Here is a 24,803-nt window from a genome sequence, read left to right as displayed (position 1 = left end):
CGCGTAGCAAGATGGGGCCATGAAGCTGACCAAGCAGAGCCACGCCTGCATCCGGCTGGAGAAGGACGACGGCCGCACCCTCGTCATCGACCCGGGAGGGTTCAGCGAGGCGGACGCCGCCGTCGGGGCGGACGCGATCCTCGTCACCCACGAGCACCCGGACCATTTCGACGAGGGCCGGCTGCGCGCCGCCATGGACGCCAACCCGGCCGCCGGGCTGTGGACGCTGCGCAGCGTCGCGGAGCAGGTCTCGGCGGCCTTCCCCGGCCGGGTGCACACCGTCGGGGAGGGCGACGCGTTCAGCGCCGCCGGCTTCGACGTCCAGGTGCACGGACAGCTGCACGCCGTGATCCACCCGGACATCCCGAGGATCACCAACGTCGGCTACCTCGTCGACGGCGCGCTCTTCCACCCCGGCGACGCGCTGACCCTCCCCGGGCAGCCCGTCGAGACGCTGATGGTCCCCGTCATGGCTCCCTGGAACAAGGTCGCCGACGTCATCGACTACATCCGCGAGGTCAAGCCGCGCCGCGCCATCGACATCCACGACGCGCTGCTCACCGACCTCGCCCGGCCGGTGTACGACCGGATGCTGGGCCCGGACGGCCCCGGCGTCGGCGGGGCGGAGCACTCGCGGCTGGCAGCCGGCCAGAGCGTCCGCCTCTGACCCGGCCCTGACCTGCGCGGACCCCCGTTGTCACACCCGGCCGTTAGGGTGGCCGCATGCGCATCGCCACCTGGAACGTGAACTCGATCACCGCCCGACTGCCGAGGCTCCTGGCCTGGCTGGAGAGCAGCGGCACGGACGTGCTGTGCATCCAGGAGACCAAGTGCTCCGCCGAGCAGTTCCCCGTCGACGAGCTGCGCGCCCTGGGCTACGAGTCCGCGGTCAACGCCGACGGCCGGTGGAACGGCGTGGCCCTGCTCTCCCGCGTCGGCCTGGAGGAAGTGGTCTCCGGCCTGCCCGGCGGGCCGGAGTACGACAGCGCGCAGGAGCCCCGCGCGATCTCGGCGACGTGCGGTGGCGTCCGCGTCTGGTCGGTCTACGTGCCCAACGGCCGCGAGGTCGGCCACGACCACTACGCGTACAAGCTCCGCTGGCTGGAGGCCCTGCGCGACGCGGTCGCGGCCGACGCCACGGGGGAGCGGCCGTTCGCGGTCCTCGGCGACTTCAACATCGCCCCGACCGACGACGACGTCTACGACCCGGCCGTCTTCGAGGGCGCCACGCACGTGACGCCCGCGGAGCGCGCCGCGCTCGCCGCCCTGCGCGACGCGGGCCTGTCGGACGTCGTCCCCCGCCCCCTGAAGTACGACCACCCGTACACCTACTGGGACTACCGCCAGCTCTGCTTCCCGAAGAACCGCGGCATGCGCATCGACCTCGCCTACGCCAACGCGCCCTTCACCGCCGCGGTCAAGGACGCCTACGTCGACCGCGAGGAGCGCAAGGGCAAGGGCGCCTCGGACCACGCCCCGGTCGTCGTCGACCTGGACGTGTGAGAGCCGGACGTCCGAGGTCCGGACGTCCGAGGTCCGGCCCGACCGGTCCGAGCGACGGCCGTCGGGTCAGACCAGCCGCCGTAGGTCGATCGCCTCGCTGAACGCCCTCATTCCCGCGTCGTTGGGGTGGAGGTGGTCGCCGCCGTCGAAGCGCGGCAGCATACGGTCGGGCCGGTCGGGGTCGCGGATCGCCGCGTCGAAGTCGAAGACGGCGTCGTAGAGCCCCAGCCCGGCCCGGATGTGCCGGTTGATGGCGACGCGGTACGACTCCGCCTCGGCCGTGCAGTCGAAGAAGCCGCCACACGGCGCGACGGTGGCCACCGCGACGCGCATGCCCCGCTCGTGGGCGGTGGCCGCGATCCTCTTCAGGGTGGCGATGACCTCGTCGGCCGTGGTCCCGGCGCGGATGTCGTTGACGCCCTCGAAGACCACGACCGTACGGGCACCGGTCTGCGCCAGCACGTCGCGCTCCAGCCGGTGCTCCGCGCTCACCCCGCTCAGCACCGAGCTGGCCCCGGTGCCCGGGTAGCGGTCGGTCACGACGCGGTTGCCGGAGATGCCGTGGTTCAGGACGCCGAAGCGCGGCACGTCCCGCTGGTCGCGCAGCCGCCGGGCCAGGAGGTCCGGCCAGCGCCTGTTCGCCCCCGGCGTGGAGCGCTCGCCATCGGTGATGGAGTCGCCCAGGGCGACCACCGAGCCGGGGCCGCCGGCCACGTCCACCCCGGTCAGCAGCGGCCAGTTCGCCAGCGCGGTGCCGTACGCCTGGCCGCCCCGCTCGCCCGTGCGGTCGCCCGCGCCGTCGGCGCTGAGGTAGGAGGTCTGGCTGGTGTAGCTGTGCACGGGCAGGGCCCGTACGGTCCCCGGCAGGTGGATGCTCACCAGGAGGTTGGTGTCCGGCGGCACCCGGAAGCCCACCGGGTCGCTGAACTGCTGGGCCCCGGCGGGCAGCTCCGTCCCGGCCCGGTCCCCGAAGGTCAGCGGCACCGGCCGTCCGGCCACCGCCGCGCCCTTCCCCTGCAACGCCACCGTGGCGTGCCCGATCCTGACCGGGGCGGGGGAGAACGTGTTCTCCAGCCGGATCCGGGCACGCGGCCCGCCCGCGCTGCTGTGCACGACCAGCCGGAGCGTCCGGTCCGTCCATGGGCCCACCGTGGTGTACCCGGACGTGGACGCCGCCCAGCTGCCGGTCCACCCGTTCGAGGGACTGCGCAGAGCGAGGGAGAAGACGTGCAGACCGGCCTCGCGGCCGGCCCTCGGCAGGACCACGGAGGAGACCTCGCGGCCCCGGTCGACGGGCACGGTCACCGCGTACAGCCGGATGGTCCCGGCCCGCCGGCCGTCGGGCGTGTTGCGGTGGGGGAGGCCCAGGAGCTTGGTGGGGAGCGGGCCGGTGCGCCAGTCCGGGGCGCGCAACCGGTACGTGCTCCGGGAGCCGTCGCGGTAGCGGACCAGGCCCGTACCGGCCGCGCCGTCACGCGTCTCGGCGCGGGAACCGCCCGCCACCAGGAACGTCAGGGCCTCGCCGCGCCCGTTCAGCCGTACGGCCTGACCGTCCGCCAGGACGTTGTCGGGGCGGCCCGGTGCCGTGGCGGGCCAGCGCAGCGCGGCGCCGTCGACGGCGATCGTCCGGCCGGGCGTCCACCCCGCGGCCCCGAGCTCCCGGGCGGAGAAGGAGCCGCCCCGGCCGTCGAAGTCCGCGGCCCCGGGGCGGGAGTCGTCGCTGACGCCACGGTTGTCGAAGAGCCGCTCCAGGGGGAGCGGGTCGCCGTCCGGCGCGGACTCGCCGGTCAGGACGCGGTCGGGCACCGGGTCCGGTACGGGGTCCGGTGCCGGGTCCGGTGCCGGGTCCGGTGCCGGGTCCGACGCGAGGTCTGACGCCCGGTCTGATGCGGGGTCCGGTGCCGGGTCCCGCGCGGGGGCGCCGGGCCCGGTGATGCCGGGCCGGGCGGCGTGGGGGCCGGGGGCCGCTGTCGCGGGGAGGGCGCCCAGCCCGAGGGCGCAGGCCGTGGCCACCGCGACGACCCCGGTGGCGACCGCTCGGCGGGCGGTCGCGACCGGTCTGTGACGTGTCCCGCCAAGCGGCACGCCGGGCGTCCCGCCGGACCCCCTGCGCTTCGATGTCCGGAGCATGCGCGTCATGCCTCCCAGCGTTCCCCCGCTCTGAGTGTGGCGGGATGAAGCTAAGGAGACGGCTGGGGAACGTCAAGGAGGCCACCCGGCCACGTCGTTCACCGCGTGGCTGTGGTGGGGCCATCCGTGCGAGTGAGATCCTGCGCGGTATGAACATTCCCTTCTTGGACGGCTGGCGCAAGCGGCACGGCCCGTCGCACGGTGCGGTGTCGCCCGACGTCGCGGACAGGGACCCGGAGGGTCTGGCCGAGCTGCTGGCGGAGTGCGAACTGCTGCGCGCCAACGCCGAGTCGGCCGGTGTCGCGCTCGACGACGCGCCGTCGTCCCTGGAGGAGCTGGACCAGCTCCAGCCGCGCTGGCGCGACGACCCCGAGCTGCTGCCCTGGCTCGGCAACGACGCGGGGCTCTACCTGGGCACGGTCGTCGTCCGTACGGTCCGGGGCGCCGGCTGGTGGCTCCGGCAGGACGGCCAGCCGGTGGTGCGGCTGGCCAGCGGCCGGGAGATCGACGTGGTGGAGGCGGGCCGGACGTGGGCGGCCGACGGCGCGCCGGAGCTGTCGCAGCTCTACGCAGAGATCGCCGAGGTCTGACGCCGCGACGTGGCCGTGGCGCCGGGGGAGGCCGAGGTCCCGTCAGCTCGTGAACGCGATCGTGTACTCCAGCCGCCAGCGGTCCGCGCGGACCACGATGTCCGACGTCTCCACGGCCCGGTCGTCGCCGTCGAAGTGCGTGCGCTCCACGACGGTGACGCACTGGCCCGCCGTGCACCCCAGGGCCTCCGCCTCCGGGGTGGTGGCCGGCCGGGAGCCCACCAGCTCACGGGCCCTGACGACCCGGATGCCGATGGCGGCCAGCCGGCCGCGCACCCCGCGCCGGGCGTAGGGGCCGCGCTCGGGGAGGGCTACGTCCGTGCCCTCGGTGATGGTCAGCGGCTCCCAGCTGGTGGCGAGCTGCACGGGGTGCCGGTTGGCCAGGTACTCGTACTGGGTGCACAGCACCGGTTCGCCGGCGCCGATGCCCAGTCGTTCGGCGATCGGCGCCGGGGCGGGAGTCTCGCTGGAGGTGGCCTCCCAGGTCAGCGTGGTGTCCCTGGCCGCCGGGTCACCCGGCCCCGGGGCGGGCGCCCCCCTGCCGCCGTAGCAGCGGATCTGCGCCGCGAAGGGCGAGTCGACCGCCCCGGTCGAGCGCAGCAGCGTGCCCAGGGGCGCCCGGTCGGTGACGAACACCCCCCGTCCGAACTGCCCCTCCGCGTAGCCGGCCGCCTTCAGTACCCGTACCGCCCGGTCCACCGTCTGATCGCTGGCCTCGTACGCGCGTTTGAGCTCGGAGCGGGACGGGATGCGGTCGCCCACGGCGAGCCCGCCCTCGTCGATCCGCCGCCGCAGGTCGTCCGCGATGCGCAGATATACGGGCCTGCTGTCGCCCACGTGGGGCTCCCTTCCCCCTCGGTTCCCCCGTCCGGACCCCACAGGCTAGGTACCCAGGCTGGGTCTGTGTACCTAGGGCAAATGGCGGCTCGCGCCGACCCGTTCCGGTGCCATCGCCGGGCCCGCCGTGTGTCACCGCCGGGGCGCCGTTTCCCGGCGGACTACGGTGCGGCGAGGTGCGGCGACCGCCGGAGCGCCGAGAGCGAGTGGGTAGGACTGGTATGGCCGTCGAGCCATTGATCGAGCTGCGTGACGTCAACAAGCACTACGGGAAACTGCACGTGCTGAAGGACGTCAACCTCACCGTCGGCCGCGGCGAGGTGGTGGTGGTCATCGGGCCCTCCGGCTCCGGGAAGTCCACCCTGTGCCGGACCATCAACCGCCTCGAACCGGTGGAGTCCGGCACCATCACCCTCGACGGGCAGCCGCTGCCCGAGGAGGGCCGCGACCTCGCCCGGCTCCGCGCCGAGGTCGGCATGGTCTTCCAGTCCTTCAACCTCTTCGCGCACAAGACCGTCCTCGCCAATGTCTCCCTAGCCCAGGTCAAGGTGCGCAGGCGCGGCAAGGAGGAGGCCGACCGGCGCTCGCGCGAACTGCTGGAACGGGTCGGGCTGCTGGCCCACGCCGAGAAGTACCCCGCGCAGCTCTCCGGCGGTCAGCAGCAGCGCGTCGCCATCGCCCGCGCCCTGGCCATGGATCCCAAGGCGCTCCTCTTCGACGAGCCGACCTCGGCCCTGGACCCCGAGATGATCAACGAGGTGCTGGAGGTCATGCGGCAGCTCGCCCGGGAGGGCCGGACGATGGTCGTCGTCACCCATGAGATGGGCTTCGCCCGCTACGCCGCCAACCGCGTCGTCTTCATGGCGGACGGCCGCATCGTCGAGGACCGCACGCCCGAGGAGTTCTTCACCGCGCCCGAGAGCGAGCGCGCCAAGGACTTCCTGTCCAAGATCCTCAAGCACTGAGGCGGGTGGACCGACCATGGGACGCCGTCTCGCCGCCCTCGCCCTGACCGCCCTCACCGGCCTCGCCGCCCTCCTCACCACCGCCTGCGGCAAGGAAGGCAGCCCACCCGTCAAGGGGCCCAAGCCGGCGGCGCTGCCCGTCTACCACGTGGCCCAGGGGTTCCGGCTGCCGGACTCCGCCACCTGGCGGGCCGCCGAGCGCCGCGGCCACCTCGTCGTCGGCGTCAAGGAGGACCAGCCCTACCTGGGCCAGAAGGACCCGGCGACCGGCGCCTACTCCGGCTTCGACATCGAGATCGCCAGGATGATGTCCGCCTCCCTCGGCTTCGACCCGAAGACCCTCGCCTTCCGCACCATCGCCTCGGCCAACCGCGAGACCGCCCTCCAGAACGGCCAGATCGACTACTACGTCGGCACCTACACCATCAACGCGCTGCGCAAGAAACAGGTCGGATTCGCCGGGCCGTACTTCATCGCCGGGCAGGACCTGCTGATCCGCAGGGACGAGAAGGGCATCGACGGCCCCCAGGACCTGGCCGGCAAACGCGTCTGCTCGGCGGCCGGCTCCACCCCGCTCCAGCGCATCAAGAAGGACTACCCAAAGGCCGTCGCCGTCGCCTACGACACCTACTCGATCTGCGTGGACAACCTCCTCAGCCTCCAGGTGGACGCCGTCACCACCGACAACACCATCCTCCTGGGCTACGCCGCCAAGGCGCCCGAGGAGCTGAAGGTCGTGGGCCGGCCCTTCTCCCAGGAGCCCTACGGAATCGGCGTCCCCCACGCCGACACGGCCCTGCGCTTCGCCCTCGACGACGCCCTCGTGGCCCACGAGAAGAACGGCGACTGGAAGAAGGCGTACGACGCCACCCTCGGCCTGTCCGGGGCCCCCGCCCCGCAGCCGCCCGCCGTCGACCGCTACCCGGCGGGCTGAGGAGGACGCGAGCCCCATGAACGTACTCACCGACAACTTCTCCCTCTACGGCAAGGGCTTCCTCGGCACCGTCGAACTCACCGTCTACGCCTCGCTGCTCGCGCTCGTCCTCGGCTTCGTCATGGCCTCGTTCCGCGTCGCCCCCGTCGGCTCGCTGCGCGTCTTCGGCACGGTGTGGGTGACGGTGCTGCGCAACACCCCGCTCACCCTGCTCTTCTTCGCCGTCCTGCTGGGCCTGCCGCGCTTCGGGCTCGTCCTGCCCTTCCAGCTCTTCGCGATCCTCGCCCTGGGCTGCTACACCTCCGCCTTCATCTGCGAGGCCCTGCGCTCCGGCATCAACACCGTGCCGACCGGCCAGGGCGAGGCGGCCCGCAGCCTCGGCATGACCTTCCGCCAGACCCTCGGCGCCGTCGTCCTGCCCCAGGCCTTCCGCTCGGTCATCCCGCCGGTCGGCTCCACGCTCATCGCCCTCGCCAAGAACTCCGCGATCGCCGGCTCGTTCAGCGTCACCGAACTCCTCGGCACCTACAAGACGCTCAACGAGCTCGGCTACAGCATCGTCTGGTCCTTCATCTGGATCGCCGTCGGCTATCTGATCGTGACCCTGTCCATCAGCGCGCTCTTCAACGTGCTGGAGAAGCGCTGGGGAGTCGCCCGATGACCGCGCACGCGCCGGCCGCCACCGCCCTCTACGACGTCCCGGGCCCCCACGCCCGCCGCCGCCACCTGCTCTACGGGCTCGCCGCCACCGTCGTCATCCTCGGCATCCTCGCCTGGATCGTCACCCTCCTCTTCCACACCCACCAGTTCACGGCCGCGAAATGGAGCCCCTTCGAGTACAAGGGCGTCCAGGAACTGCTGCTGCGCGGCCTCGGCAACACCCTGCGGGCCTTCGGCTACGCCGCCGTCCTCTCCCTCGCCCTCGGCGGCGTCCTCGCCTGCGGCCGGCTCTCCGTCCACCGGCCGCTGCGCTGGGCCTCCACCGTCGTCGTGGAGTTCTTCCGGGCGATGCCCGTCCTGGTGATGATCTTCTTCGTCTTCGTCGCCCTCAAGGTGCAGCCACTGCCCGCCCTGGTCACCGGCCTGACCCTCTACAACGGCTCGGTCCTCGCCGAGGTCTTCCGCACCGGCGTCAACTCCGTCGACCGCGGCCAGCGGGAGGCCGCCTACTCCCTGGGCATGTACAAGACCCAGGTGATGACCCACGTCCTCGTCCCCCAGGCGCTGCGCGCCATGCTGCCCACCATCATCAGCCAGCTCGTCGTCGCCTTGAAGGACACCTCGCTGGGCTTCCTCATCACGTACGAGGAGTTCCTCCACGCCGGCAAGCTCATCGCCAGCAATCTCGACTACGACCTGCCGTTCATCCCCGTCGTGATGATCATCTCCCCGATCTACATCGGCATGTGCATGCTGCTCTCCTGGCTCGCCAACTGGGTGGCCAAGCGCCAGCGCCGCAGCGTGAAGACGGAGGCCGTGGAGGTCGCCCCCGCGGAGCCGGGCACCTTGCTGCCGGGCGCGGGGGCGCACCCTTAACGTAGGGGAGCCGATGTAAAGGAGGGGGCCGCGGATGTCGGATCCGGACGCGAAGCGGGTCGGGAAGGTCAGCAATCAGATATGGGGTGGCTGTGCGGATATTGTCGTGCAGGCCCTGAACGCGTGCGTGCTGATACCCTCGCCGCCCCGTAAGCCCCGCATGCTGCCGGCCGAGCCGGACGACTTCGTCGATCGCGTCGCGGTCCGGGCACTGCTGGATCAGATGCTGAGTGATCTGGGACAACGGAGAGCCGCGGCCGTCGTCATCGTGAACGGGCCCCCGGGCGTGGGTAAGACAGCGATGGTGTTGCACTACGCGTACGCTCGCCTCGCCGACTTCCCCGGCGGCCACTTCTACGTGGACATGAATCCTCTCGGTACGCGCAAGGGCAGAAACCTCGGCGATGTCCTGGCGGATTTCCTGGCCGAGCTCGGGCTGCCGGCCGATGAACTGCCGACCGGCACTTCGGCACGTGCCGCTCGCTTCAGGTCGTTCACCAGCGGTGAGCCGTGCCTGGTCGTGCTGGACAACGTCGTCGACGACGAGGAACAGCTACATCATCTCGTTCCCGGCCATCCCGCGAGCCTGGTCCTGGTCACCAGCCGCCGACGCCTGCGCGGCCTTCATGCTGGTTCCACGAAGGTGGACTACGTTCCGCTGGGAGGTCTCGACGACGAGGCGTGCGCCGAACTCTTCCTTCTCGCGGCCGACGAGATCGCCGACCTGGATCGCGAGGTGCTGCACCGTGTGATCCCCGTCTGCGGCGGCCTGCCGGGCGCAGTGAAGATCGCCAGGGCATGCTCGGCGGACGACCTGCGCGGAGGCTTCCGGGCCTTCGTCGACCGTCTCGAGGCAGCGGATCGGCCGGTGGACATGTTCTCCATCTCGGACGTGTCGATGCGTCGGGTCTTCGATCCGTCCTACCAGTTCCTCGATCCCGTCACCGCTCGGGTCTTCCGCGCCCTGGGTACGCATCCGTCGCACGAGTTCGGCCACGAACTGGTGGTGAGGCTGGGAGGCGGGTCCGGTACGGGCGAGCGGGCCCTGCACCGGTTGGTGGACGCTCACCTCCTCGAACGTTCCACGGCGGGGCGTTACAGGATGAACGGGCTGCTCCACGGGTACGCCCAGAGCCTGGCGAGCCGGCCCGAGCACGAAGCCGAACGTGAGGAGGTCATGCGGACGCTGGCCGACTGGTACCTCCTGCGGACCTCTGCTGTGGAAGCACTCCTCTCGGACCGCTGGCGATACGGACCGCTGTTCGCCGACCCGGCGCGGTTGGCGACGGTATTCGGGGACAAAGACGATGCCCTGCGCTCCTTCGCCGCGGAGCTAGAGGTCGTGCTGGCCGTCGTCGCCACCACCCGCGAGCGGAAGCAGCACGCCGTCGTCTGCCAGTTCGTCGAAGCCTTGCACGGAGTGTTCTTCCGAGGCGCGGCGCCCGACAAGTGGCCCACCATCTGCAAGTGGGCGGTCGAAGCGGCCCGCAGCCTGGGCGATCCTCTGCTGCTGGCCCGGATGCACTACGAGTCGGCTTTCGCCTTCTTGAGTCGTTCCCGAGCCCGTGACCTCAATGCCGCGCGTACGTACTACAAGAAGTCGTTGAAGGCCGCGCGTGTGGCCGACCACCCGCGCTCCATGTCCTCCGCCCTCGAGGGCCTCGGGCAAGTCGAAAGCAGAAAAGGCCGTCCAGCGGTCGCGTCCCGGTATTTCCAGCAGGCGCTCGCGGCTCTCGAAGGAGTCGATCACCCCCGGGGCCGGGCCCTGCTCGAGTACCATCTGGGCTGTTCCGCTTCCGCTGCCGGACGGTACGGGGAGGCCGCTCGCCGGTTGCTCCGCGCTCACGGCCTCTTCCGTGACCTGCCCGCTCCCGACCACTTCAACGAGGCCAAATCCCTGGCTCGTTATGCGGAGATGTGCCTGGAAGCGGGCAGGTCCGAAGAGGCACTGACCTTACTGGAAGGAGCGTTCGGGCTGCTGTCCCGCGAACACGCTCCGAAGGAGCGCGCTCATGTCCTGCTCCTCCGGGGCGATGTGAAGGCCGCGTGCGGGCGACGGGAAGCTGCGGTGGCCGACTGGCGGGAGGCGTTCGACGCCTTCATCGAGCTCGGCAGCCTTCGGGCTAACGAGGCGCGCCGACGGCTGGCGCGTCATGCCACCTACCCGTCCAGGCCGAGGTCCGGGCCGAAGACCTCGTAGTGGATGTCGGCGGCGGCCACGCCGGATTCCAGGAGCTGGGTGCGGGCCGTCTTCAGGAAGGGGAGGGGGCCGCAGAGGTAGGCGAGGGTGCCGGTGGGGACGTCGAGGGCGGTGAGGTCGGCGAAGCCGGTGCGGTCGGTGGGGTGGGGGAGTTCCGGGTGCTCGTACCAGACGTGGGCGGCGGCGTCCGGGAGCTTGGCCACGAGCTGGTGGAGGTCGGCGCGGAAGGCGTGGGCGGCCTCGGTGCGGTCGGCATGGACGGCGATGACGCGGCGGGTGGCGCCGGTGGCGGCCAGGTGGGAGAGCATGCCGATCATCGGGGTGCAGCCGATGCCCGCGGACGCCAGCAGGACGGGGGAGTCGCCGTCGTCCAGGGTGACGTCGCCGAAGGGGGCGCTGACGAGGAGGGTGCCGCCCACGGCGGCGTGGTCGTGGAGGTGGGTGGAGACCTCGCCCGCCGGGTCGCCGGCCACGCGCTTGACGGAGAACTGGAGGGCGTTCTCCGGGTGGCCGGAGAGGCTGTACTGGCGTATCTGCCGGGCGCCGTCGGGGAGGGTCACCTGGACGGAGACGTACTGGCCGGGGCGCCCGGCGGGGAGCGGGCGGCCGTCGGCCGGACGGACGAGGAAGGTGGTGACCTCGGGCGTCTCCGCCTGGCGGGCGACGACCTGGCAGGGGATGAAGACGTCGCCGTCCGGGGTGCCGGCCTGCTCGTAGAGGCGGGCCTCCAGGGCGATGAGGGCGTTCGCCATCAGCCAGTAGACCTCGTCCCAGGCGGCGGCGACCTCGGGGGTGACCGCGTCCCCCAGGACCTCGGCGATGGCGGCGAAGAGGTGCCGCTGGACGATGGGGTACTGGTCGGCGGTGATGCCGAGGGAGGCGTGCTTGTGGGCGATGCGGGAGATCATCGCGTCGGGGCGGACGTCCGGGTGGTCGACCAGGGCCGTGGCGAAGGAGGCGATCGCGCCCGCCAGGGCCTGCTGCTGGCTGCCGTCGGCCTGGTTGCCGCGGTTGAACAGGTCGCGCAGGAGGGCCGGGTGGGCGGTGAAGAGCTTGTCGTAGAAGAGCGGGGTGATGGTGCCGATCGCGCCGCCGACGGCGGGCAGGGTGGCACGGACGATCTCGGTCGACTTCGGGGACAGCATCTGCGGCTCCTGCATCCTTGAATCGGCGTCTTAATTGGTATTTGAGATTCGCATTTTTGGGTGCGGGTGAACGGGGGGGGTGGGGTTCGAGGCCTCTAGAGCTCCGGGCGGGTGGTGAGGGAGAGGAGGAGCGGGCCCGTCGGCGGGCCTGTCAGCTCCTCGATGGTCAGGGGGTCGAGCGTCGCGAAGAACGCCTCCTGGGCCTCGCGCAGCGCTCCGCGCAGCCGGCAGGCGCCGCGCAGCGGGCACGGCGGCTCGTCCTCGCAGCCGACGACGTCACCCGCGCCCTCCAGCTCGCGCACCAGGCGGCCGACCGACCACCCGCGCCCGGCGGGGGTGAGGGCGAGCCCGCCGCCGCGGCCCCGGCGGGCCTCGACGACGCCCAGGTGCTGGAGGCGGCTGACCACCTTGGCCGCGTGGGTGTACGGCACGCCGACGGCGCCTGCCACCTCGCGGGTGGTGGGTGCCGCGGAGTCCCGCGCCTCGTCCGTCACGGCCAGACGCATGGCGATGCGCAGGGCGATGTCGGTGCTCTTGGTCAGTCGCACGTCACTCACCCTAGTTAATGCGAGTATGAGAGTCCAATTAAAGAACCGCGAAAGCGCGTGCTGCCGCGCACGGGGGCGACGCGGGAGCACGCGCTGTTCGTCAGGCGGTGCCTCAGTGTTCGGCGACGACCCGGGCGACGGTCTCCTGGTCGAAGTTCACGGCGCTGCACCAGCCGCCCATCGCGAGCTCGAACCAGATGTCGCTGATGATCACGCCCTTGGGGTTCTCGCCCTCGACGACCTCGTCGCCGGTCACCCAGCCGATCGCGTCGTAGCTCACGCCGTCATCGGGCAGCAGCAGCTTCTGGATCGGGCTCTCCAGGGACGGGCCGGAGCGGACGTTGGAGTCGCGCCAGATCGGGCCGATGGAGTAGGGCTGTGCGGGGGCGTCCGCTGCGGACATGTTCTGTCTCCCTGAATCTCAAGTGGTGGATTGAATGAAGTGGGGTGAGTCGTCGTCAGACCGTCGCCGGGACCCGCTCGTGAGCCCTCGCGCGGGCGCCGCTCACGGTCAGCACCTGGGAGATCATTTCGATCATCTTCTCCCGGTGGTGCGGCTCGCCCGGCGTGCCCTCGGCGCTCAGTGAGCCCGCGTTCGGCAGGACCACTCCGAGCGGGGTCGGCCAGGCGCGCAGCGAGTGGCTGATGGTGCGCAGCGTCTCCAGGGTGGTCACCGCGCCCTGGGTGCCGGCGCCGACGGCGACACAGCCGATGGCGCGGCCGTCGAGGAACGGCCGGGGCCCGGCGAGGTCGTTGACGAAGTCCAGGGCGTTCTTCAGCAGGCCCGACAGGGTGCCGTGATAGGTCGGCGAGACCAGGATCACGCCGTCGGCGCGGCCGAGCTCGTCGAGGAACTCGGTGATCCCCGCGTGGTCCCCGGAGATCCCGGGCCGGTAGAAGGGGAAGTCGATCTCGGCACCCGTGAACGTCCGCGCCGTGGCGCCCTGTTCCCGGCATTCCTGCGCGCACCAGTCGGCGACCCGGTCGGAGGTCGAGCCGGCCCGGAGCGACCCGCTGATCAGTACGATGTGTGGCGTCTGCACGCTGCGGCAACCTTCCATGGAGTGTGAGCTGCTGTGTTCCTCAGCCCGCTGCCGGCAGGGGCTGCTGGGGCTGGTCGTCGTCGAGTCGGATGTCCTCCGGACGCCAGGCGACGACGTCGAAGATCGCCTCGTCCTTGCGGCCGTTGGACCGCATGAAGTCGTTCCGCGCGCGTTCCTCGTCCCGGCTGGCGCCCTGGTCGAGGGCGCCCTGGCGGCGCGAGTGGAGCACGACGGCGGAGGTCCGCTCCAGGCGCTGGTCCTGGTAGACGCGCAGGGCGGTGTCCACGTCCTGGTGGGCGCCGAGCGCGGCGGCCAGGACGACCGCGTCCTCAAGGGCCATGTTGGCGCCCTGGCCCATGGCCGGGACCATGGGGTGGGCCGCGTCGCCGAGGAGGGCGACCCGGCCGTCCACCCAGTGGGGGGCGGGGTCGCGGTCGTGGATGTCGGTGACCGCGACGTCCTGCGGATCCGCGTCCAGGATCAGCCGCACGAACGGCTCGTGCCAGCCGTCGAGGGCCGCCACCAGCTCCTTCAGGGCCACGTCGCGGCCCTTCGCGGGCCACACCCCCGGCTCGGCGGTGATCTTCGCCGCCCAGTACATGGTGTCGCCGCCGACGGGGGCGACGAAGAGCTGGATGCCCCGCCCGTTGGCCACGAACGGCCGCGGGTAGAGCGGAGTTCCGGTGGTCCGGCCCCGGACGGAGGTGTAGCCGCGGTACGTCGGGGCGCCGTCGCCCAGCATCTCCCGGCGGATGACGGACTTGATGCCGTCGGCCGCCACCAGGAGGTCCGCCTCCAGGGTGTTGCCGTCCGACAGCCGTACGCTCACGCCGTCCGCGCGGCCGGTGTGGCCCTCGACGGCCGTGCCGAGCCGCAGTACCGCGCCGGCGGCGAGCGCCTCGTCGAGCAGGGCCGTCTGGAGGGCCGTGCGCAGGATCGGGATCTGCGGGGCGCCCAGACGCTCGCCCATGTCGCCGATGGGCTCCTCGGACAGCGTGTTCCCGGCGGAGTCCATCAGCAGGCGGACGTCACCGGGGACGGTCGGGTGACCGCTCGCGCGGACGCGCTCGCCCAGGCGCGGGCTGATCGCGTCGATGGCGCGGACACCGTTGGCGTAGACCATCAGGCCGGAGCCGACGTCACCGATGTGCCCGGCGCGCTCGATGACGGTGACGTCCAGGCCGGCGCTCGCGAGGGCAGCGGCGGTGGCGAGGCCGCCGATGCCGCCGCCGGCGACGACAGCCGTGCGCTTGCGCTCCATGGTCGTCACGCTCCTTCCGTCTCGGCGGACACGGGGGCGGGGGCGCAGGACAGCCAGCGGCCGTCGTAGTCGCCGAACTCGCCGGTGGCGGCGTCCCAGACGACCTTTCCGGAGCGGAGGGTGCGCTCGACGCGGCCGGTCATCGTCCAGCCCTCGTACGCGGACCAGCCGCACTTGGCGCGGACGTCGTGGGCGGAGAGCATCCAGGTGGCGTCCGGCGCGAAGAAGACCAGGTCGGCGTCGGCGCCCGGCGCGATCCGGCCCTTGCCCGGCAGGCGGAACAGGTCCGCCGGGCCCTCGGCGAGGTGCCGCACGAGGCGGGCGATCGCCAGGTCGGGGTCCTCGTCCGGCCAGCGGCGGCGCATGCCCGTCCACACGCCGACGGCGAGCTCCTGCACACCCGGCAGGCCGGGCGGCGACTTCTGGACCGTCTGCGTCTTCTCCTCGACGGTGTGCGGGGCGTGGTCGCTGCCGATGGTGGCGGAGTGGCCGGAGCGCAGCGCCTCCCACAGCCGGTCCTGGTCCGCCTGCTGACGGATGGACGGCGACAGCCGGGTACGGGCGCCCAGCCGCTTGGTGTCCTCGTCGGTGAACGACAGGTGGTGGCCGGTCACCTCGAAGCTGACCGGCAGCCCGGCCGCCCGGGCGGCGCTCACCAGGTCGGCCTCCTCCGCGCTGGACAGGTGGAGGATGTGGGCCTTGGTGCCGTGGCGGCGGACGAGCTCGATGACGCGGGCCACGGCGGCGATGCCGCCGCTGCGGGGCCGGCGGGCCTCGTACTCGCGGTAGTTCTCCGGGTCGCCCCACCAGCCGTCGAGCAGCTGGAAGAGCAGGTCGTCCTCGGCGTGGAGGACCAGCTGCACCCCGCCCTCGGCGGCGGCGACGAACGCCTTCTCCAGGGCGACGGGGTCACGGACCACGGTCGGGGCCGTGTGGTGCCCGGCCATGAACACCTTGGCGCTGGTGGCGACCTCGGGGTCCAGGGTGGCCAGCAGCTCGGGGCGCTCGGGGTCGAGCCCGATGTGGAAGCGGTGGTCGACCAGGGAGTGGCCCGCGATCATCGCGGCCTTCTCCCGGACGGCCTCCTCGGTGAGGGTCGGCGGGACCGTGTTGGGCATGTCCATCACGGTGGTGAAGCCGCCGGCGACCGCCGCCCGGCTGCCGTGCTCCCAGTCCTCCTTGTGCGTCAGACCGGGCGTGCGGAAGTGCACGTGGGAGTCGATGAGGCCGGGCAGGACGTAGTGGTCCCCGGCGTCCATCCGGGGCACGGACGCCGGCACGGTGTCCGCGCTCTCCAGGTCCTCGACGGCCAGGACACGGCCGCCGGCGACCAGCACCCGGCCCGGGCGGACGCCCTCGGGGGTGACCAGCCGGCGGGCGGTGACCACCAGGTCCACGGCCGCCAGGTCCACTGCCGTGCGGTTCTCGTTCAGTTCTGCCATGACACAGCCACCAGCTCTCGGGCGAGGTCGTTCGTCGGTCCCATCAGCGCCACCGCGCGCGCGTCGGCCAGCAGCCGGTTCAGCCGCGAGCCGGTCACATAGCCCGCGGAGCTGAGCATCCGGGCCACCTCCAGGCAGATCTCCTCCGCCTCGGTGGACGCGTGGAGCTTGCTGTGCAGCGTCGTCAGGCCCGGCGTCTCGGAGGTCCGGGCGCCGGCGCGCTCGACGATGGCGCGCGCCGACTCCAGGCGGGTGGCCAGGCCCACCAGCCGGTGCCGCACGGTCGGCTTCTCCAGCAGGCCGCGCCGCTCGACATGGTCGACGACCAGGTCGAAGGCGGCCCGGGCGGTGCCCACGGCCACGGCGCCCAGGGTGGCGCCGGACTCCCGCACCCCGGCGATGATCTCCGGCGCCCGGCCCTCCGGGCCCAGCATGTCCGTCTCGCGGACCACGCAGTCCACCAGCGAGACGAAGCCCGTCGCCGAGCCGCGCATGCCCACCAGGTCCAGGCTCAGGTCCGGCACCAGGCCCGCGTTGTCGCCCATGACGAGGAAGAAGGTCTGGCCCACCGAGCCGTAGACCCGGGCGGTGTCCGCCTCCGGCTCCTCGGTCTGGACCAGGACAAGATAGATGTCGGCGACCGAGGCGCCGGTGGTGAAGGACTTCGCGCCGTTCAGCACCCAGGTGCCGTCCGGGCGGCGGGCGCCGGTGCTGGAGAGCTTCTGCTTCGCGGCGCCCGCGCCGGTCTCGCTCCACGCGGAGGCGGCCAGGTACGTGCCGTCGGCGAGCCGCGGCAGCAGCTCCCGCTTCTGCTCCTCGGTGCCCCACTCGGCGATCCGGGCGCTCACCGCGAAGTGCTGGAAGGCGATGATGGACACCGAGGGGTTGACGGTCGCGATCTCCTCGACGACCCGGTTGATCTCACGGGCGTCGCCGCCCGCGCCGCCGTACTCGGCGGGGACCGCCGTGGCCAGCAGGCCCGAGGCCCGCAGCTCGGCGAGCACCTCGTGGTCGGGGGCCCCGCTCAGCGCGGTCTGCTCCGCGGACTCGCGGAGCCGCGCCCGCAGGGCGGGGGTGATCTCCGTCCTCATGCGGATGTCCCTCATGCGGACGTCGCTGACAGTGCCAGGCATTGGGCAATCTCCTCGAATTGCAGATGGGCGAGAGGTTCGAGCACGAACGAGCCCTGGAAGGTGACCCGCTTGCGTCCCACGCCCACCCAGGTGAGCGCCGGCTCCCCGGCGGTTTCGAGCGTGGTGGCGGTGACCGCCGTGTCACCGCCGGGTGTGGTGATGTCGATCAGTCCGTCGGCGCGGCCCTGCTCCCGGGCCAGGGCCCAGGGGATCGTGCCGGGCACCCGGGTGGCCGCGCCGAGGCAGACCGCCCCGGTCAGGGCCATCGTCGGATGCCAGGACGGCACCGAGATGGCGCGCGCCGCGAGCCGGCCCTGCTCCATCGGCATGATCGCCGCGATCTTGGGGAACGCGCCCTCGGGGGACCAGCCCAGGTGGGCGGCGGCGGCCTCGCGGATCCGCGTCATCCGCTCGAACAGCTCGCTCCCGGCGGAGAACAGCGCGGTGTGGTCGGCGATCCCCAGCTCCCGGGCGTCGACGAACGCGTAGGCGTTGCCGGAGGACACCAGGGACACCGTGACGTTCCCGCCGTCCACCTCCAGCTCGGTGCGGGCCTCGCCGGTGAGCAGCAGCCGCGAGACCGCGACACCGCCCGGCTGGACGAAGTAGACGGTGAAGCGGACCTCGTCCCGGTCGACGGCGTCCACCTCGCACACCACGCTGTCCCCGTTGTTGAGGACGTTCACGCGGATCCGGCCGCCCGGCGTCAGCTTCGGCAGCATCCCCGACCGGGAGGCCGCCACGACCGCCGAGAGGATCGAGTGCCCGCAGGAGCCGCGGAAGTCGAAGCGGTCCGGGCCACCGGGCAGCGCCTGGACGAAGCGGTAGTCCAGGTCGAACATCGGGTGCTCGGAGGGCCGGACGAGCGCGATCTTCAGGACGTGGGAGCCGCCCGCGTCCGTCAGATAGCGCCGGACCGCGGTGAGCTCCCGCCGCATGGCCTCCTCGTCGGGGCCCAGCAGGCCCGCGTCGAGGACGACCGTCGGGCAGGGGCTGCCCGACGCGTAGGCGAGATGGCCGATCACGCGGGGACCGCCGTGCGCCCGGCCGCCACCGGACCGAGGGCCGCGCGACGGAACAGCTCGCGCCACACCTCGTGCACCAGCAGCGACCACAGGGTCAGCGACGTGGTGTCGTCCGGCCGCTCCGCCTGGACGGCGAACAGCTGCTCGACGGCCTGGACGTCCAGCTGGCCCGCGTCCTTGAGCCGGCCCGGGTCGAGCATGTCCCGCGCGTACTCCCACAGCGCGGAACCGGGCGCCAGCATGGCCGTGATGGGCAGGGTGAAGGGCTGCTTCGGGCGGTTGAGGACGTCGTCGGGGACCAGGCCGGCCGCCGCCGCGTACAGCGACCGCTTGACCTTGCCGTCGCGGATGCGCAGCGCGTCCGGCAGGGCGCGGCCCGGCGCGATGACGCTGCGCTGGCAGAACGGCAGCCGGGCCTCGACGGAGCTGGCCATGCTCAGGTGGTCGACGCGGCGCAGGTGGTAGGCGGGCAGCCGGTGGCCGAGCTCGAACTCGGTGATGCGCTCCAGGACCGTGCCCTCGCCCGAGCGGAGCGTCGCCAGCGCGTCGGCCGGGATGGCGTCGGTGCCGGCGATCAGTGCCCGGTACTCGTCGGTGTAGAGGGAGGTGCGGCGGTGGGCCGGGAGGACGCCGAGCTCGTCGACGTAGTCCTGGTACCACTCGGCGCCCGTCGCCGCGGCCTGGGCGGCGGCGCGCATCCGGGAGTAGCCGCCGAAGATCTCGTCGGCCGCGTCACCGGTGAGCGCCACCTTGAAGCCGGCGTCGCGCACGGCGCGGAAGAGGGAGAACGTGCTCAGGGTGATGGGGTCGGCGTTGGGCTGCCCCAGGTGCCAGACGACGTCCTCCAGGAGCGAGGGGAAGTCCGCCGGGTCGACCTCCACCTGGTGGTAGTTGGCGCCCGCGCGCTCGGCCGCCTGGCGGGCGAAGTGCCGCTCGTCGAACGGCCAGTCGCCCTTGTAGGCGATGTTGAAGGAGTCCACGGACCCGTACTCGGCGGCGAGCGCGGTGACCAGGCTGGAGTCCAGGCCGCCGGAGGTGATCACGGCGACGGGGACGTCGGCGTTGAGGAGGCTGCCGACCTCGGTGCGCAGCCGGCCCTGGATCAGCTCGCCGGCGGCCGCCTCGTCGGTCTGCCGCGTGGCGTCGGGGCGCTGCGGGCGGCGGATGACGCGCGGGGTCTCGCCGGCCTCGATCACCATCGTGGTGGACGGCGGCAGGACGTGGATCCCGGCGAACATCGTCTCCTCGCCGAAGGGCGTCTTGGTCGCCAGGTAGGCGTCCAGTCCCTCGGAGCGGAAACCGGCCGGCACGCCGGAGAAGCCGAGCAGCGCGGGGAGTTCGGAGGAGAAGTGGATCGAGCGCTCCGCCGCGTCCCAGCGGTAGTACAGCGGCTTCATGCCGATGTGGTCGGTGGCCAGGATCAGCTTGGGCCGGTCGCCGCGCTCGTCGACCAGGGCGAGGGCGTACATGCCGTCGAGGTGGTCGGTGAAGTCCAGGCCGTACTCGCGGTACAGGGCCGGGATGATGCTGCCGTCGCAGCGGTCGGCGAAGGTGTGGCCCATCGCCTCCAGGCGGGCGCGCAGCTCGTTGTGGTTGTAGATCTCGCCGTTGAAGACGACCTGGTAGCGGCCGGGCCGGCCGTAGGGCTGGACGCCGCCGTCGAGGTCGACGATGGCCAGCCGGTTGTTGCCGATGCCCCAGCCGGCGTCACGCGCCGAACCGGCGTCGTCCGGGCCGCCGTGCCGCTGGAGCGCGGCGACCGTCCGCAGTTCGTGGGGGGACGCGATCGCGTTGAAGTAGCCGTAGATGCGGCACATAAGAGGTGTCCGTTCCGGGGTGAAGCCAAGAGGATGTGCGCGGCCGGGCGTGGCGGTTCGGGCCGCCCGGCCGCCGGGTGCCGTGCGGGCGTCAGGCCTGGTCGCGGGCCATCGACAGATAGCGCTCCCCGGTGTCGGGGAAGACGGTGACGATGGTCGAGCCCGCCCAGCGCTCCCGCTGGGCGAGGAGCCGGGCCGCGTACGACGCGGCGCCCGAGGAGATGCCGGCCAGCAGGCCGGTGGCCCTGTTGACCTCGTGTGTCGTGCTCGCGGCGGCGTCGTCCGGCACCGCGACGACCTCGTCGATCAGTTCGAGGTCCATGATGTCGGAGACGTAGCCGGCCCCGATGCCGGGAATGCCGTGGGGCCCGGCCTCCCCGCCGGAGAGGACCGCCGAACGGGCCGGCTCCACCGCCACCACGTGGACGTCGCGGCGCTCCTTGAGGTAGCGGGCCACGCCCATCAGGGTGCCGCCGGTACCGACGCCGCACACCAGTACGTCGACGTCGCCACCGGTGGCGTCCCAGATCTCCGGGCCCGTGGTCTCGTAGTGGGCGCGGAGGTTGGCCGGGTTCTCGTCCTGGTGGGCCAGCCAGGAACCGGGGATGGAGCGCTGGAGCTCCTCGGCGTAGCGCCAGGCGGGCAGCAGCCCGTCCTGGTGGGGCACGAGGATGATCTCCGCGCCGAACTCCCGGAGGATCTGGCGGCGTTCCTCGGTCGCGTTGTCCGGCATCACGATGATGCAGCGATGGCCGCGCTGGGCGCTGAGGGCCGCGATCGAGATGCCCGTGCTGCCGGAGGAGCACTCGATGACCGTGCCGCCCTCGGGGGCCAGCACGCCCGACCGCTCCGCCTCGCGCATCATGTAGAGGGCGGGCCGGTCCTTGACGTTGGACAGCGGGTTGAACATCTCCAGCTTCGCCAGGAGCCGGACCCCGTCCGGTACGCCCGGCAGCCGGACCTCCATCAGCGGGGTGTCGCCGACCAGCTCCTCCGCCGACCGGACGATCCGGCGCGCGGCCCGGGCGGGGGAGGGCGCGTTCCCTGTCATCAAAGCTCCAGCTTTCATCGCAGTGTCATCGCAGTTCTTCGGATTCGGCACGGCATCGAGGTCCTTCGATGGCGCGGCCGGCGGCGGCGCGACCGGGACGGGGCGCGGCCCGGGTCCGTCAGGCCTCGCCGCGGGCGGCGGCGAGGTGGGTGACGGCGGCCTCCTGGAGGTGGGTGATGTCGCTGGAGACCGTGGCGAAGGTGAACCCCTCGGCCAGCCGGCGCTTGGCGTCGGCGCCCTTGAGGACGTGGATGCCGCAGGCGATGCCCGCGCGCTCGGCGGCGTCGGTGATCCGCTTCAGCGCGTCCTCCAGGGCGTCCGCGACGTCCGGGTCGCCGAAGAACTTGGCGCCCAGGGCGACGGACAGGTCGGCGGGGCCGACGTAGACCGCGTCCAGCTCGGGCGTCGCGCAGATCGCCTCAAGGTTCTCCAGGGCGGCGGCCGTCTCGATCATCACGATGCAGGCGACGGCCTCGTCGACCTCGGCGGGCACCGAGCCCATCCGCAGCTCGCCGCGGACCGGGCCGCCCAGGCTGCGGGTGCCCCTGGGGTGGTGCCGGCAGGCACGGGCCGCGATCGACGCCTCCTCGGCGGTGTTCACCATCGGTACCACCACGCCGCGCGCCCCCGAGTCCAGGGCCGTGCCGATGGCGATCGGGTCGACCGAGGGGACGCGCAGGACGCCGGCGGAGACCTGCCGGGCATCCACGGCCAGCATGGCCGTCTGCCAGCCGGCCCGGTGCATCACACCGTGCTGGCCGTCGACGCCGATGTAGTCGTAGCCCACTCCGGCGATGCGCTCGGTGCCGGCCGGGTTGTCACAGGCGATCCAGTAGCCCAGCAGGCGCTCGCGGCGGCGCAGCCGCGCGGCGAAGTCGGCCGGGTCGTGCCGCTCGGCGGTGTGCGGGGCGGTGTCCGAAACAGAGGTGGAGTACGCGGTGGCGGTCACTCGCCCTCACCGTCCTCGATGACGTAGCTGGTGCGGCCGTCGAGGCCCACCGGCACGTCGCCGGTGATGGACACGCGGTGCAGGACGCGCTTGTGGCCGTCGTAGTCGTTGACCGCGTAGTGCTGCGTGGCGCGGTTGTCGAAGATCAGGACGTCGCCCACGCGCCAGGTCCAGCGGGCGGTGTTCTCCGGGCGGCGGACGTAGCTCTGGAGGACGTCGATGAGGGCACTGGACTCGCGCTGGGTCATGCCGACGAGCCGCTGGGCGAAGCCGCCCAGGAACAGGCTCGGTTCACCGGACTCGGGGTGGACGCGGACGACCGGGTGCGCGGCCTCGAAGCGCTTGGCCATGAACGCCTTGCGCACCTCCTCGCCGCGCTCGGTGCCCAGCTTCGGCTGCTCGGCGCGGTTGGTGTGCACCGCCCACAGCTTGTCGGCGATCTCCCGGAGCTCCTTGGGCAGGTCCTTGTAGCCGGCCGCGCCGTTGGCGACCATCGTGTCGCCGCCGTAGGGCGGGAGCACCATGGCGCGCAGGGTGGTGCCCAGTGACGGGGCCTGCGTGAAGCTGATGTCCGTGTGCCAGTGGTTGGCGCGCTGGTCCTCGCCGTCGATCGGGATGACCTGGGGGGCGCCGTCGACCGTCCGCATCATGGGGTGCTTCTGGGTCAGCGGGCCGAAGCGGGCCGCGAACTCCAGCTGCGCCTCGTCGGTGATGTCCTGGTCCCGGAAGAAGAGGACCTTGTGGTCCAGGAAGGCCTCGTGGATCCGGGCGAACACCGAGTCCGTCAGGCCGGTGCCGAGGTCGACGCCGAGGACCTCGGCACCGATCCGGCCGCCGACCTTGCGGATTTCAAAGCTGGACACCATTCATTCCTTTCGGGGGCGCGGCGGCATGAGACCGGGCACCACTGGGAGGCAGGAATTCGACTGTCACCGCCGGGCACCTTCCGGGGAATTCGGATCCCAACAGTGGCCCGTGGCTTTACGAAATACCGGGACCGCGGTCTTCCGCGGCGAAAGCGGCTTCGCGTCTGTGGCGGGCCGTCCCTGGCGAGTTGGAGCCAACCATGCCGGTCAGAGGGGCGGCAAGGGCTCGGGGCGGGCTCGTTGCTACTTCAGTGACTTGCCGAAGTGGGGCCGCGACTCGGGCAAGTCCGGCGACTTCGGCAAGTCGCTGAAGTAGCAACGGGCCGGTATCCGGGTGTTGCCGCTCCGCCGACCCGCGTGGTTGGCTCCATTCGCCCAAGCGAGAATTGCCCTCTGTTCGGCAGCAGCGCGCGGAGTCGGTGAACTCCGCCGGCAACCAAGGAGTTCAGGTGAGCCCCACACGCCCAGGCAAGGGCACGTTCCCCCGCTACCGTTATCTGGCCGCCGTGTCGGCCGAGGCCGTCGGCGGCGGCATGTACGTCCCGGTGTCCCTGCTGTACTTCCACCGGGTCGCGGGGCTGCCCCTGGGGCAGGTGGGCGGCGCCCTGACCGTCGCCGCCCTGGTGGGTCTGGCCGTGAGCCCGTTCTTCGGGGCGCTGGTCGACCGGCTGGGGGCCCGTAGCGTGGTGGCGGTCGGATTCGCCGTGCGCGCCGTGGGGTTCGTCTGCTATCCGTTCGTCCACCAGTGGTGGCAGCTGCTGGCTGCCGCCACCCTCGTCGCCGTCGGGGACCGTTCGTTCCAGGCGTCCATCCAGGCCCTGATATCCGAACTCGCCCAGGGCGCCGAGCGGCAGCGGATGATCGCCACCCAGTCGAGTCTGCGCAACGCCGGCTTCGGCGTGGGCGGCCTGCTGGCCAGCCTCGCGCTGGCGGCCGACGCCGACTGGGCGTACCACGCGGTCGTCCTGGGCAGCGGCGCGGGCCTCGCGCTGGCGGCCGTGCTGATCGCCGGGCTGCCCTCCGGGCGCGTCCCGGCGGCCGCCGCGGAGGCGACGGCGGACGGGAAGCCCGCGGACGGGCCGCGCCCGTCCGGCGGGTACGGTGCCGTCCTGCGCGACCGCCCCTACCTGGGGCTGACGCTGGCGACCGTGCCGCTGGCGTTCTGCTACTCCTCGCTCAGCGTCATCCTGCCCGTCTACACCACCCAGACGCTGCACGCCTCGGCGTCCCTGCCCGGCCTGCTGTTCACCGTGAACACCGTGCTGGTGGCGCTGGCACAGGTCCCGGTCAACTCCTGGACGTCCAAGTGGCGGCGCACCCGCGTCGCCGCGATGGGCGGAGTGGTCTTCGCCGCGGCCTTCCTGGGCTTCGCGGCGCTGTCCGCCCTGGACGGCGGTGTCGTCCTGGTGTCCGGGCTGATGCTGACCACCGTGCTCTACACCGGAGGCGAGCTGCTCCACAGCCCGTCCTCCGGCGCCCTGTCCACCGATGCCGCGCCGGACGCCCTGCGGGGCCGTTACCTGGCCGTCTACTACCTGTCCTGGTCGGTCGCCAAGGCGGCCGCCCCGGCCCTGTTCACCACCCTGCTGGCCGTCTCCGCGCAACTGACCTGGCTGCTGCTCGCCGGCGGGGTGCTGATCGGCAGCCTCGCCATGCTGCGGCTGGAGCCGCGGCTGCCCGCCCACGCGGTCCGGCCCGCCCCCGAGCCCGGGAACGCGGAGCCGGGGAGCACCGGGCCAAAGGGCGCGGAGCCGGCCGGGGAGCCCGCGGGGACGGCGTCCGGCGCGGCCGCATCGCCCACCCGTCGTACCAGGAGGAGTTGAGTTCC

General features: G+C 72.4%; 23 protein-coding genes. 9 read left to right on the top strand and 14 right to left on the bottom strand.

Features of this window, described 5'->3' with window-relative positions; translation table 11 throughout:
- Positions 1–19: 19 nt before the first annotated feature.
- Both AB0E98_RS04415 and AB0E98_RS04410 read left to right on the top strand, forming a co-directional pair.
- The gene (locus AB0E98_RS04415; RefSeq protein ID WP_361698480.1) at positions 20–667 is read left to right on the top strand and encodes an MBL fold metallo-hydrolase; all 648 of its coding nucleotides are present in this window, start codon (positions 20–22) and stop codon (positions 665–667) included.
- Positions 668–723: 56 nt separating this feature from the next.
- Positions 724–1,503 carry an exodeoxyribonuclease III gene (locus AB0E98_RS04410; protein WP_361698478.1) on the top strand — a complete coding sequence of 260 codons (780 nt, stop codon included), beginning with the start codon at positions 724–726 and terminating at the stop codon, positions 1,501–1,503.
- Between the two features lie 66 nt (positions 1,504–1,569).
- Here the strand turns inward: AB0E98_RS04410 and AB0E98_RS04405 are convergent, their stop codons facing one another.
- Complete coding sequence (locus AB0E98_RS04405; protein ID WP_361698476.1) at positions 1,570–3,642, bottom strand: GDSL-type esterase/lipase family protein; 2,073 nt, start codon at positions 3,640–3,642, stop codon at positions 1,570–1,572.
- Positions 3,643–3,782: 140 nt separating this feature from the next.
- Between AB0E98_RS04405 and AB0E98_RS04400 the strand changes: the two genes are divergently transcribed.
- Complete coding sequence (locus tag AB0E98_RS04400) at positions 3,783–4,223, top strand: DUF6278 family protein (protein WP_361698474.1); 441 nt, start codon at positions 3,783–3,785, stop codon at positions 4,221–4,223.
- 42 nt (positions 4,224–4,265) lie between these two features.
- Here the strand turns inward: AB0E98_RS04400 and AB0E98_RS04395 are convergent, their stop codons facing one another.
- Complete coding sequence (locus AB0E98_RS04395; protein WP_361698472.1) at positions 4,266–5,060, bottom strand: GntR family transcriptional regulator; 795 nt, start codon at positions 5,058–5,060, stop codon at positions 4,266–4,268.
- A 221-nt stretch (positions 5,061–5,281) separates the two neighbouring features.
- Between AB0E98_RS04395 and AB0E98_RS04390 the strand changes: the two genes are divergently transcribed.
- The 5 genes from AB0E98_RS04390 to AB0E98_RS04370 are packed head-to-tail and all read left to right on the top strand — an operon-like array spanning position 5,282 to position 10,695.
- Positions 5,282–6,025 carry an amino acid ABC transporter ATP-binding protein gene (locus tag AB0E98_RS04390; RefSeq protein WP_361698470.1) on the top strand — a complete coding sequence of 248 codons (744 nt, stop codon included), beginning with the start codon at positions 5,282–5,284 and terminating at the stop codon, positions 6,023–6,025.
- 16 nt (positions 6,026–6,041) lie between these two features.
- Positions 6,042–6,959, top strand: a complete 918-nt coding sequence (locus AB0E98_RS04385) for a glutamate ABC transporter substrate-binding protein (protein ID WP_361698468.1) — start codon at positions 6,042–6,044, stop codon at positions 6,957–6,959.
- 16 nt (positions 6,960–6,975) lie between these two features.
- On the top strand, positions 6,976–7,620 hold the full coding sequence (locus AB0E98_RS04380; protein ID WP_361698466.1) for an amino acid ABC transporter permease: 645 nt from the start codon (positions 6,976–6,978) through the stop codon (positions 7,618–7,620).
- On the top strand, positions 7,617–8,495 hold the full coding sequence (locus AB0E98_RS04375; protein WP_361698464.1) for an amino acid ABC transporter permease: 879 nt from the start codon (positions 7,617–7,619) through the stop codon (positions 8,493–8,495). Before AB0E98_RS04380 ends, AB0E98_RS04375 begins: the two co-directional genes overlap by 4 nt.
- 34 nt (positions 8,496–8,529) lie before the next feature.
- Positions 8,530–10,695 (top strand): tetratricopeptide repeat protein, encoded by a 2,166-nt coding sequence (locus AB0E98_RS04370; RefSeq protein WP_361698462.1) that lies wholly within the window; start codon positions 8,530–8,532, stop codon positions 10,693–10,695.
- On the opposite strand, the gene AB0E98_RS04365 is transcribed toward AB0E98_RS04370, so the two are convergent.
- The 12 genes from AB0E98_RS04365 to AB0E98_RS04310 all read right to left on the bottom strand — a co-directional run bounded on the left by AB0E98_RS04365 (position 10,656) and on the right by AB0E98_RS04310 (position 22,972).
- Positions 10,656–11,840 carry a globin domain-containing protein gene (locus AB0E98_RS04365; protein ID WP_361698460.1) on the bottom strand — a complete coding sequence of 395 codons (1,185 nt, stop codon included), beginning with the start codon at positions 11,838–11,840 and terminating at the stop codon, positions 10,656–10,658. The two genes, AB0E98_RS04370 and AB0E98_RS04365, sit on opposite strands and share 40 nt — an antisense overlap.
- Before the next feature lie 95 nt (positions 11,841–11,935).
- Positions 11,936–12,388, bottom strand: a complete 453-nt coding sequence (locus AB0E98_RS04360; RefSeq protein ID WP_361698458.1) for an Rrf2 family transcriptional regulator — start codon at positions 12,386–12,388, stop codon at positions 11,936–11,938.
- Between the two features lie 112 nt (positions 12,389–12,500).
- The gene (locus AB0E98_RS04355; RefSeq protein WP_361698456.1) at positions 12,501–12,791 is read right to left on the bottom strand and encodes a hypothetical protein; all 291 of its coding nucleotides are present in this window, start codon (positions 12,789–12,791) and stop codon (positions 12,501–12,503) included.
- A 55-nt stretch (positions 12,792–12,846) separates the two neighbouring features.
- Positions 12,847–13,431 (bottom strand): NAD(P)H-dependent oxidoreductase, encoded by a 585-nt coding sequence (locus AB0E98_RS04350; RefSeq protein WP_361698454.1) that lies wholly within the window; start codon positions 13,429–13,431, stop codon positions 12,847–12,849.
- A 40-nt stretch (positions 13,432–13,471) separates the two neighbouring features.
- Positions 13,472–14,692: an FAD-dependent monooxygenase gene (locus AB0E98_RS04345; RefSeq protein WP_361698452.1), complete on the bottom strand. Its 1,221-nt coding sequence runs from the start codon at positions 14,690–14,692 to the stop codon at positions 13,472–13,474.
- Between the two features lie 5 nt (positions 14,693–14,697).
- Positions 14,698–16,134 (bottom strand): dihydroorotase family protein, encoded by a 1,437-nt coding sequence (locus AB0E98_RS04340; RefSeq protein ID WP_361698450.1) that lies wholly within the window; start codon positions 16,132–16,134, stop codon positions 14,698–14,700.
- Complete coding sequence (locus tag AB0E98_RS04335) at positions 16,122–17,267, bottom strand: acyl-CoA dehydrogenase family protein (protein WP_361698448.1); 1,146 nt, start codon at positions 17,265–17,267, stop codon at positions 16,122–16,124. The genes AB0E98_RS04340 and AB0E98_RS04335 overlap by 13 nt, the downstream gene beginning before the upstream one ends.
- Complete coding sequence (locus AB0E98_RS04330; RefSeq protein ID WP_361698446.1) at positions 17,237–18,292, bottom strand: PrpF domain-containing protein; 1,056 nt, start codon at positions 18,290–18,292, stop codon at positions 17,237–17,239. The genes AB0E98_RS04335 and AB0E98_RS04330 overlap by 31 nt, the downstream gene beginning before the upstream one ends.
- On the bottom strand, positions 18,289–20,109 hold the full coding sequence (gene asnB, locus AB0E98_RS04325; protein ID WP_361698444.1) for an asparagine synthase (glutamine-hydrolyzing): 1,821 nt from the start codon (positions 20,107–20,109) through the stop codon (positions 18,289–18,291). Before asnB ends, AB0E98_RS04330 begins: the two co-directional genes overlap by 4 nt.
- Before the next feature lie 91 nt (positions 20,110–20,200).
- Entirely contained in the window at positions 20,201–21,160 is a 960-nt protein-coding gene (locus tag AB0E98_RS04320; protein WP_361698442.1) for a cysteine synthase family protein, read from the bottom strand.
- Positions 21,161–21,278: 118 nt separating this feature from the next.
- Complete coding sequence (locus AB0E98_RS04315) at positions 21,279–22,109, bottom strand: aldolase/citrate lyase family protein (protein WP_361698440.1); 831 nt, start codon at positions 22,107–22,109, stop codon at positions 21,279–21,281.
- Positions 22,106–22,972 (bottom strand): TauD/TfdA family dioxygenase, encoded by an 867-nt coding sequence (locus tag AB0E98_RS04310; protein WP_361698438.1) that lies wholly within the window; start codon positions 22,970–22,972, stop codon positions 22,106–22,108. Before AB0E98_RS04310 ends, AB0E98_RS04315 begins: the two co-directional genes overlap by 4 nt.
- A gap of 452 nt (positions 22,973–23,424) precedes the next feature.
- Between AB0E98_RS04310 and AB0E98_RS04305 the strand changes: the two genes are divergently transcribed.
- Positions 23,425–24,798: an MFS transporter gene (locus AB0E98_RS04305; RefSeq protein WP_361698436.1), complete on the top strand. Its 1,374-nt coding sequence runs from the start codon at positions 23,425–23,427 to the stop codon at positions 24,796–24,798.
- The last annotated feature ends 5 nt before the right edge of the window (positions 24,799–24,803 follow it).

The organism is Streptomyces sp. NPDC037389 (genome assembly GCF_040636475.1).
Taxonomy (GTDB): domain Bacteria; phylum Actinomycetota; class Actinomycetes; order Streptomycetales; family Streptomycetaceae; genus Streptomyces; species Streptomyces hesseae.
The sequence above is the reverse complement of the archived record's forward strand: the minus strand, read 5'-3'. Positions and strand labels throughout refer to the sequence as shown.

What these genes read in the sequence shown, in the direction of transcription:
- AB0E98_RS04390 (WP_361698470.1), top strand. Translation starts at nt 5,282, where the DNA reads ATGGCCGTCGAGCCATTGATCGAGCTGCGTGACGTCAACAAGCACTAC.
- AB0E98_RS04335 (WP_361698448.1), bottom strand. Translation starts at nt 17,267, where the DNA reads ATGCCTGGCACTGTCAGCGACGTCCGCATGAGGGACATCCGCATGAGG.
- AB0E98_RS04400 (WP_361698474.1), top strand. Translation starts at nt 3,783, where the DNA reads ATGAACATTCCCTTCTTGGACGGCTGGCGCAAGCGGCACGGCCCGTCG.
- AB0E98_RS04365 (WP_361698460.1), bottom strand. Translation starts at nt 11,840, where the DNA reads ATGCTGTCCCCGAAGTCGACCGAGATCGTCCGTGCCACCCTGCCCGCC.
- AB0E98_RS04410 (WP_361698478.1), top strand. Translation starts at nt 724, where the DNA reads ATGCGCATCGCCACCTGGAACGTGAACTCGATCACCGCCCGACTGCCG.
- AB0E98_RS04415 (WP_361698480.1), top strand. Translation starts at nt 20, where the DNA reads ATGAAGCTGACCAAGCAGAGCCACGCCTGCATCCGGCTGGAGAAGGAC.
- AB0E98_RS04385 (WP_361698468.1), top strand. Translation starts at nt 6,042, where the DNA reads ATGGGACGCCGTCTCGCCGCCCTCGCCCTGACCGCCCTCACCGGCCTC.
- AB0E98_RS04380 (WP_361698466.1), top strand. Translation starts at nt 6,976, where the DNA reads ATGAACGTACTCACCGACAACTTCTCCCTCTACGGCAAGGGCTTCCTC.
- AB0E98_RS04340 (WP_361698450.1), bottom strand. Translation starts at nt 16,134, where the DNA reads ATGGCAGAACTGAACGAGAACCGCACGGCAGTGGACCTGGCGGCCGTG.
- AB0E98_RS04355 (WP_361698456.1), bottom strand. Translation starts at nt 12,791, where the DNA reads ATGTCCGCAGCGGACGCCCCCGCACAGCCCTACTCCATCGGCCCGATC.
- AB0E98_RS04405 (WP_361698476.1), bottom strand. Translation starts at nt 3,642, where the DNA reads ATGACGCGCATGCTCCGGACATCGAAGCGCAGGGGGTCCGGCGGGACG.
- AB0E98_RS04320 (WP_361698442.1), bottom strand. Translation starts at nt 21,160, where the DNA reads ATGACAGGGAACGCGCCCTCCCCCGCCCGGGCCGCGCGCCGGATCGTC.
- asnB (WP_361698444.1), bottom strand. Translation starts at nt 20,109, where the DNA reads ATGTGCCGCATCTACGGCTACTTCAACGCGATCGCGTCCCCCCACGAA.
- AB0E98_RS04370 (WP_361698462.1), top strand. Translation starts at nt 8,530, where the DNA reads ATGTCGGATCCGGACGCGAAGCGGGTCGGGAAGGTCAGCAATCAGATA.
- AB0E98_RS04375 (WP_361698464.1), top strand. Translation starts at nt 7,617, where the DNA reads ATGACCGCGCACGCGCCGGCCGCCACCGCCCTCTACGACGTCCCGGGC.
- AB0E98_RS04345 (WP_361698452.1), bottom strand. Translation starts at nt 14,692, where the DNA reads ATGGAGCGCAAGCGCACGGCTGTCGTCGCCGGCGGCGGCATCGGCGGC.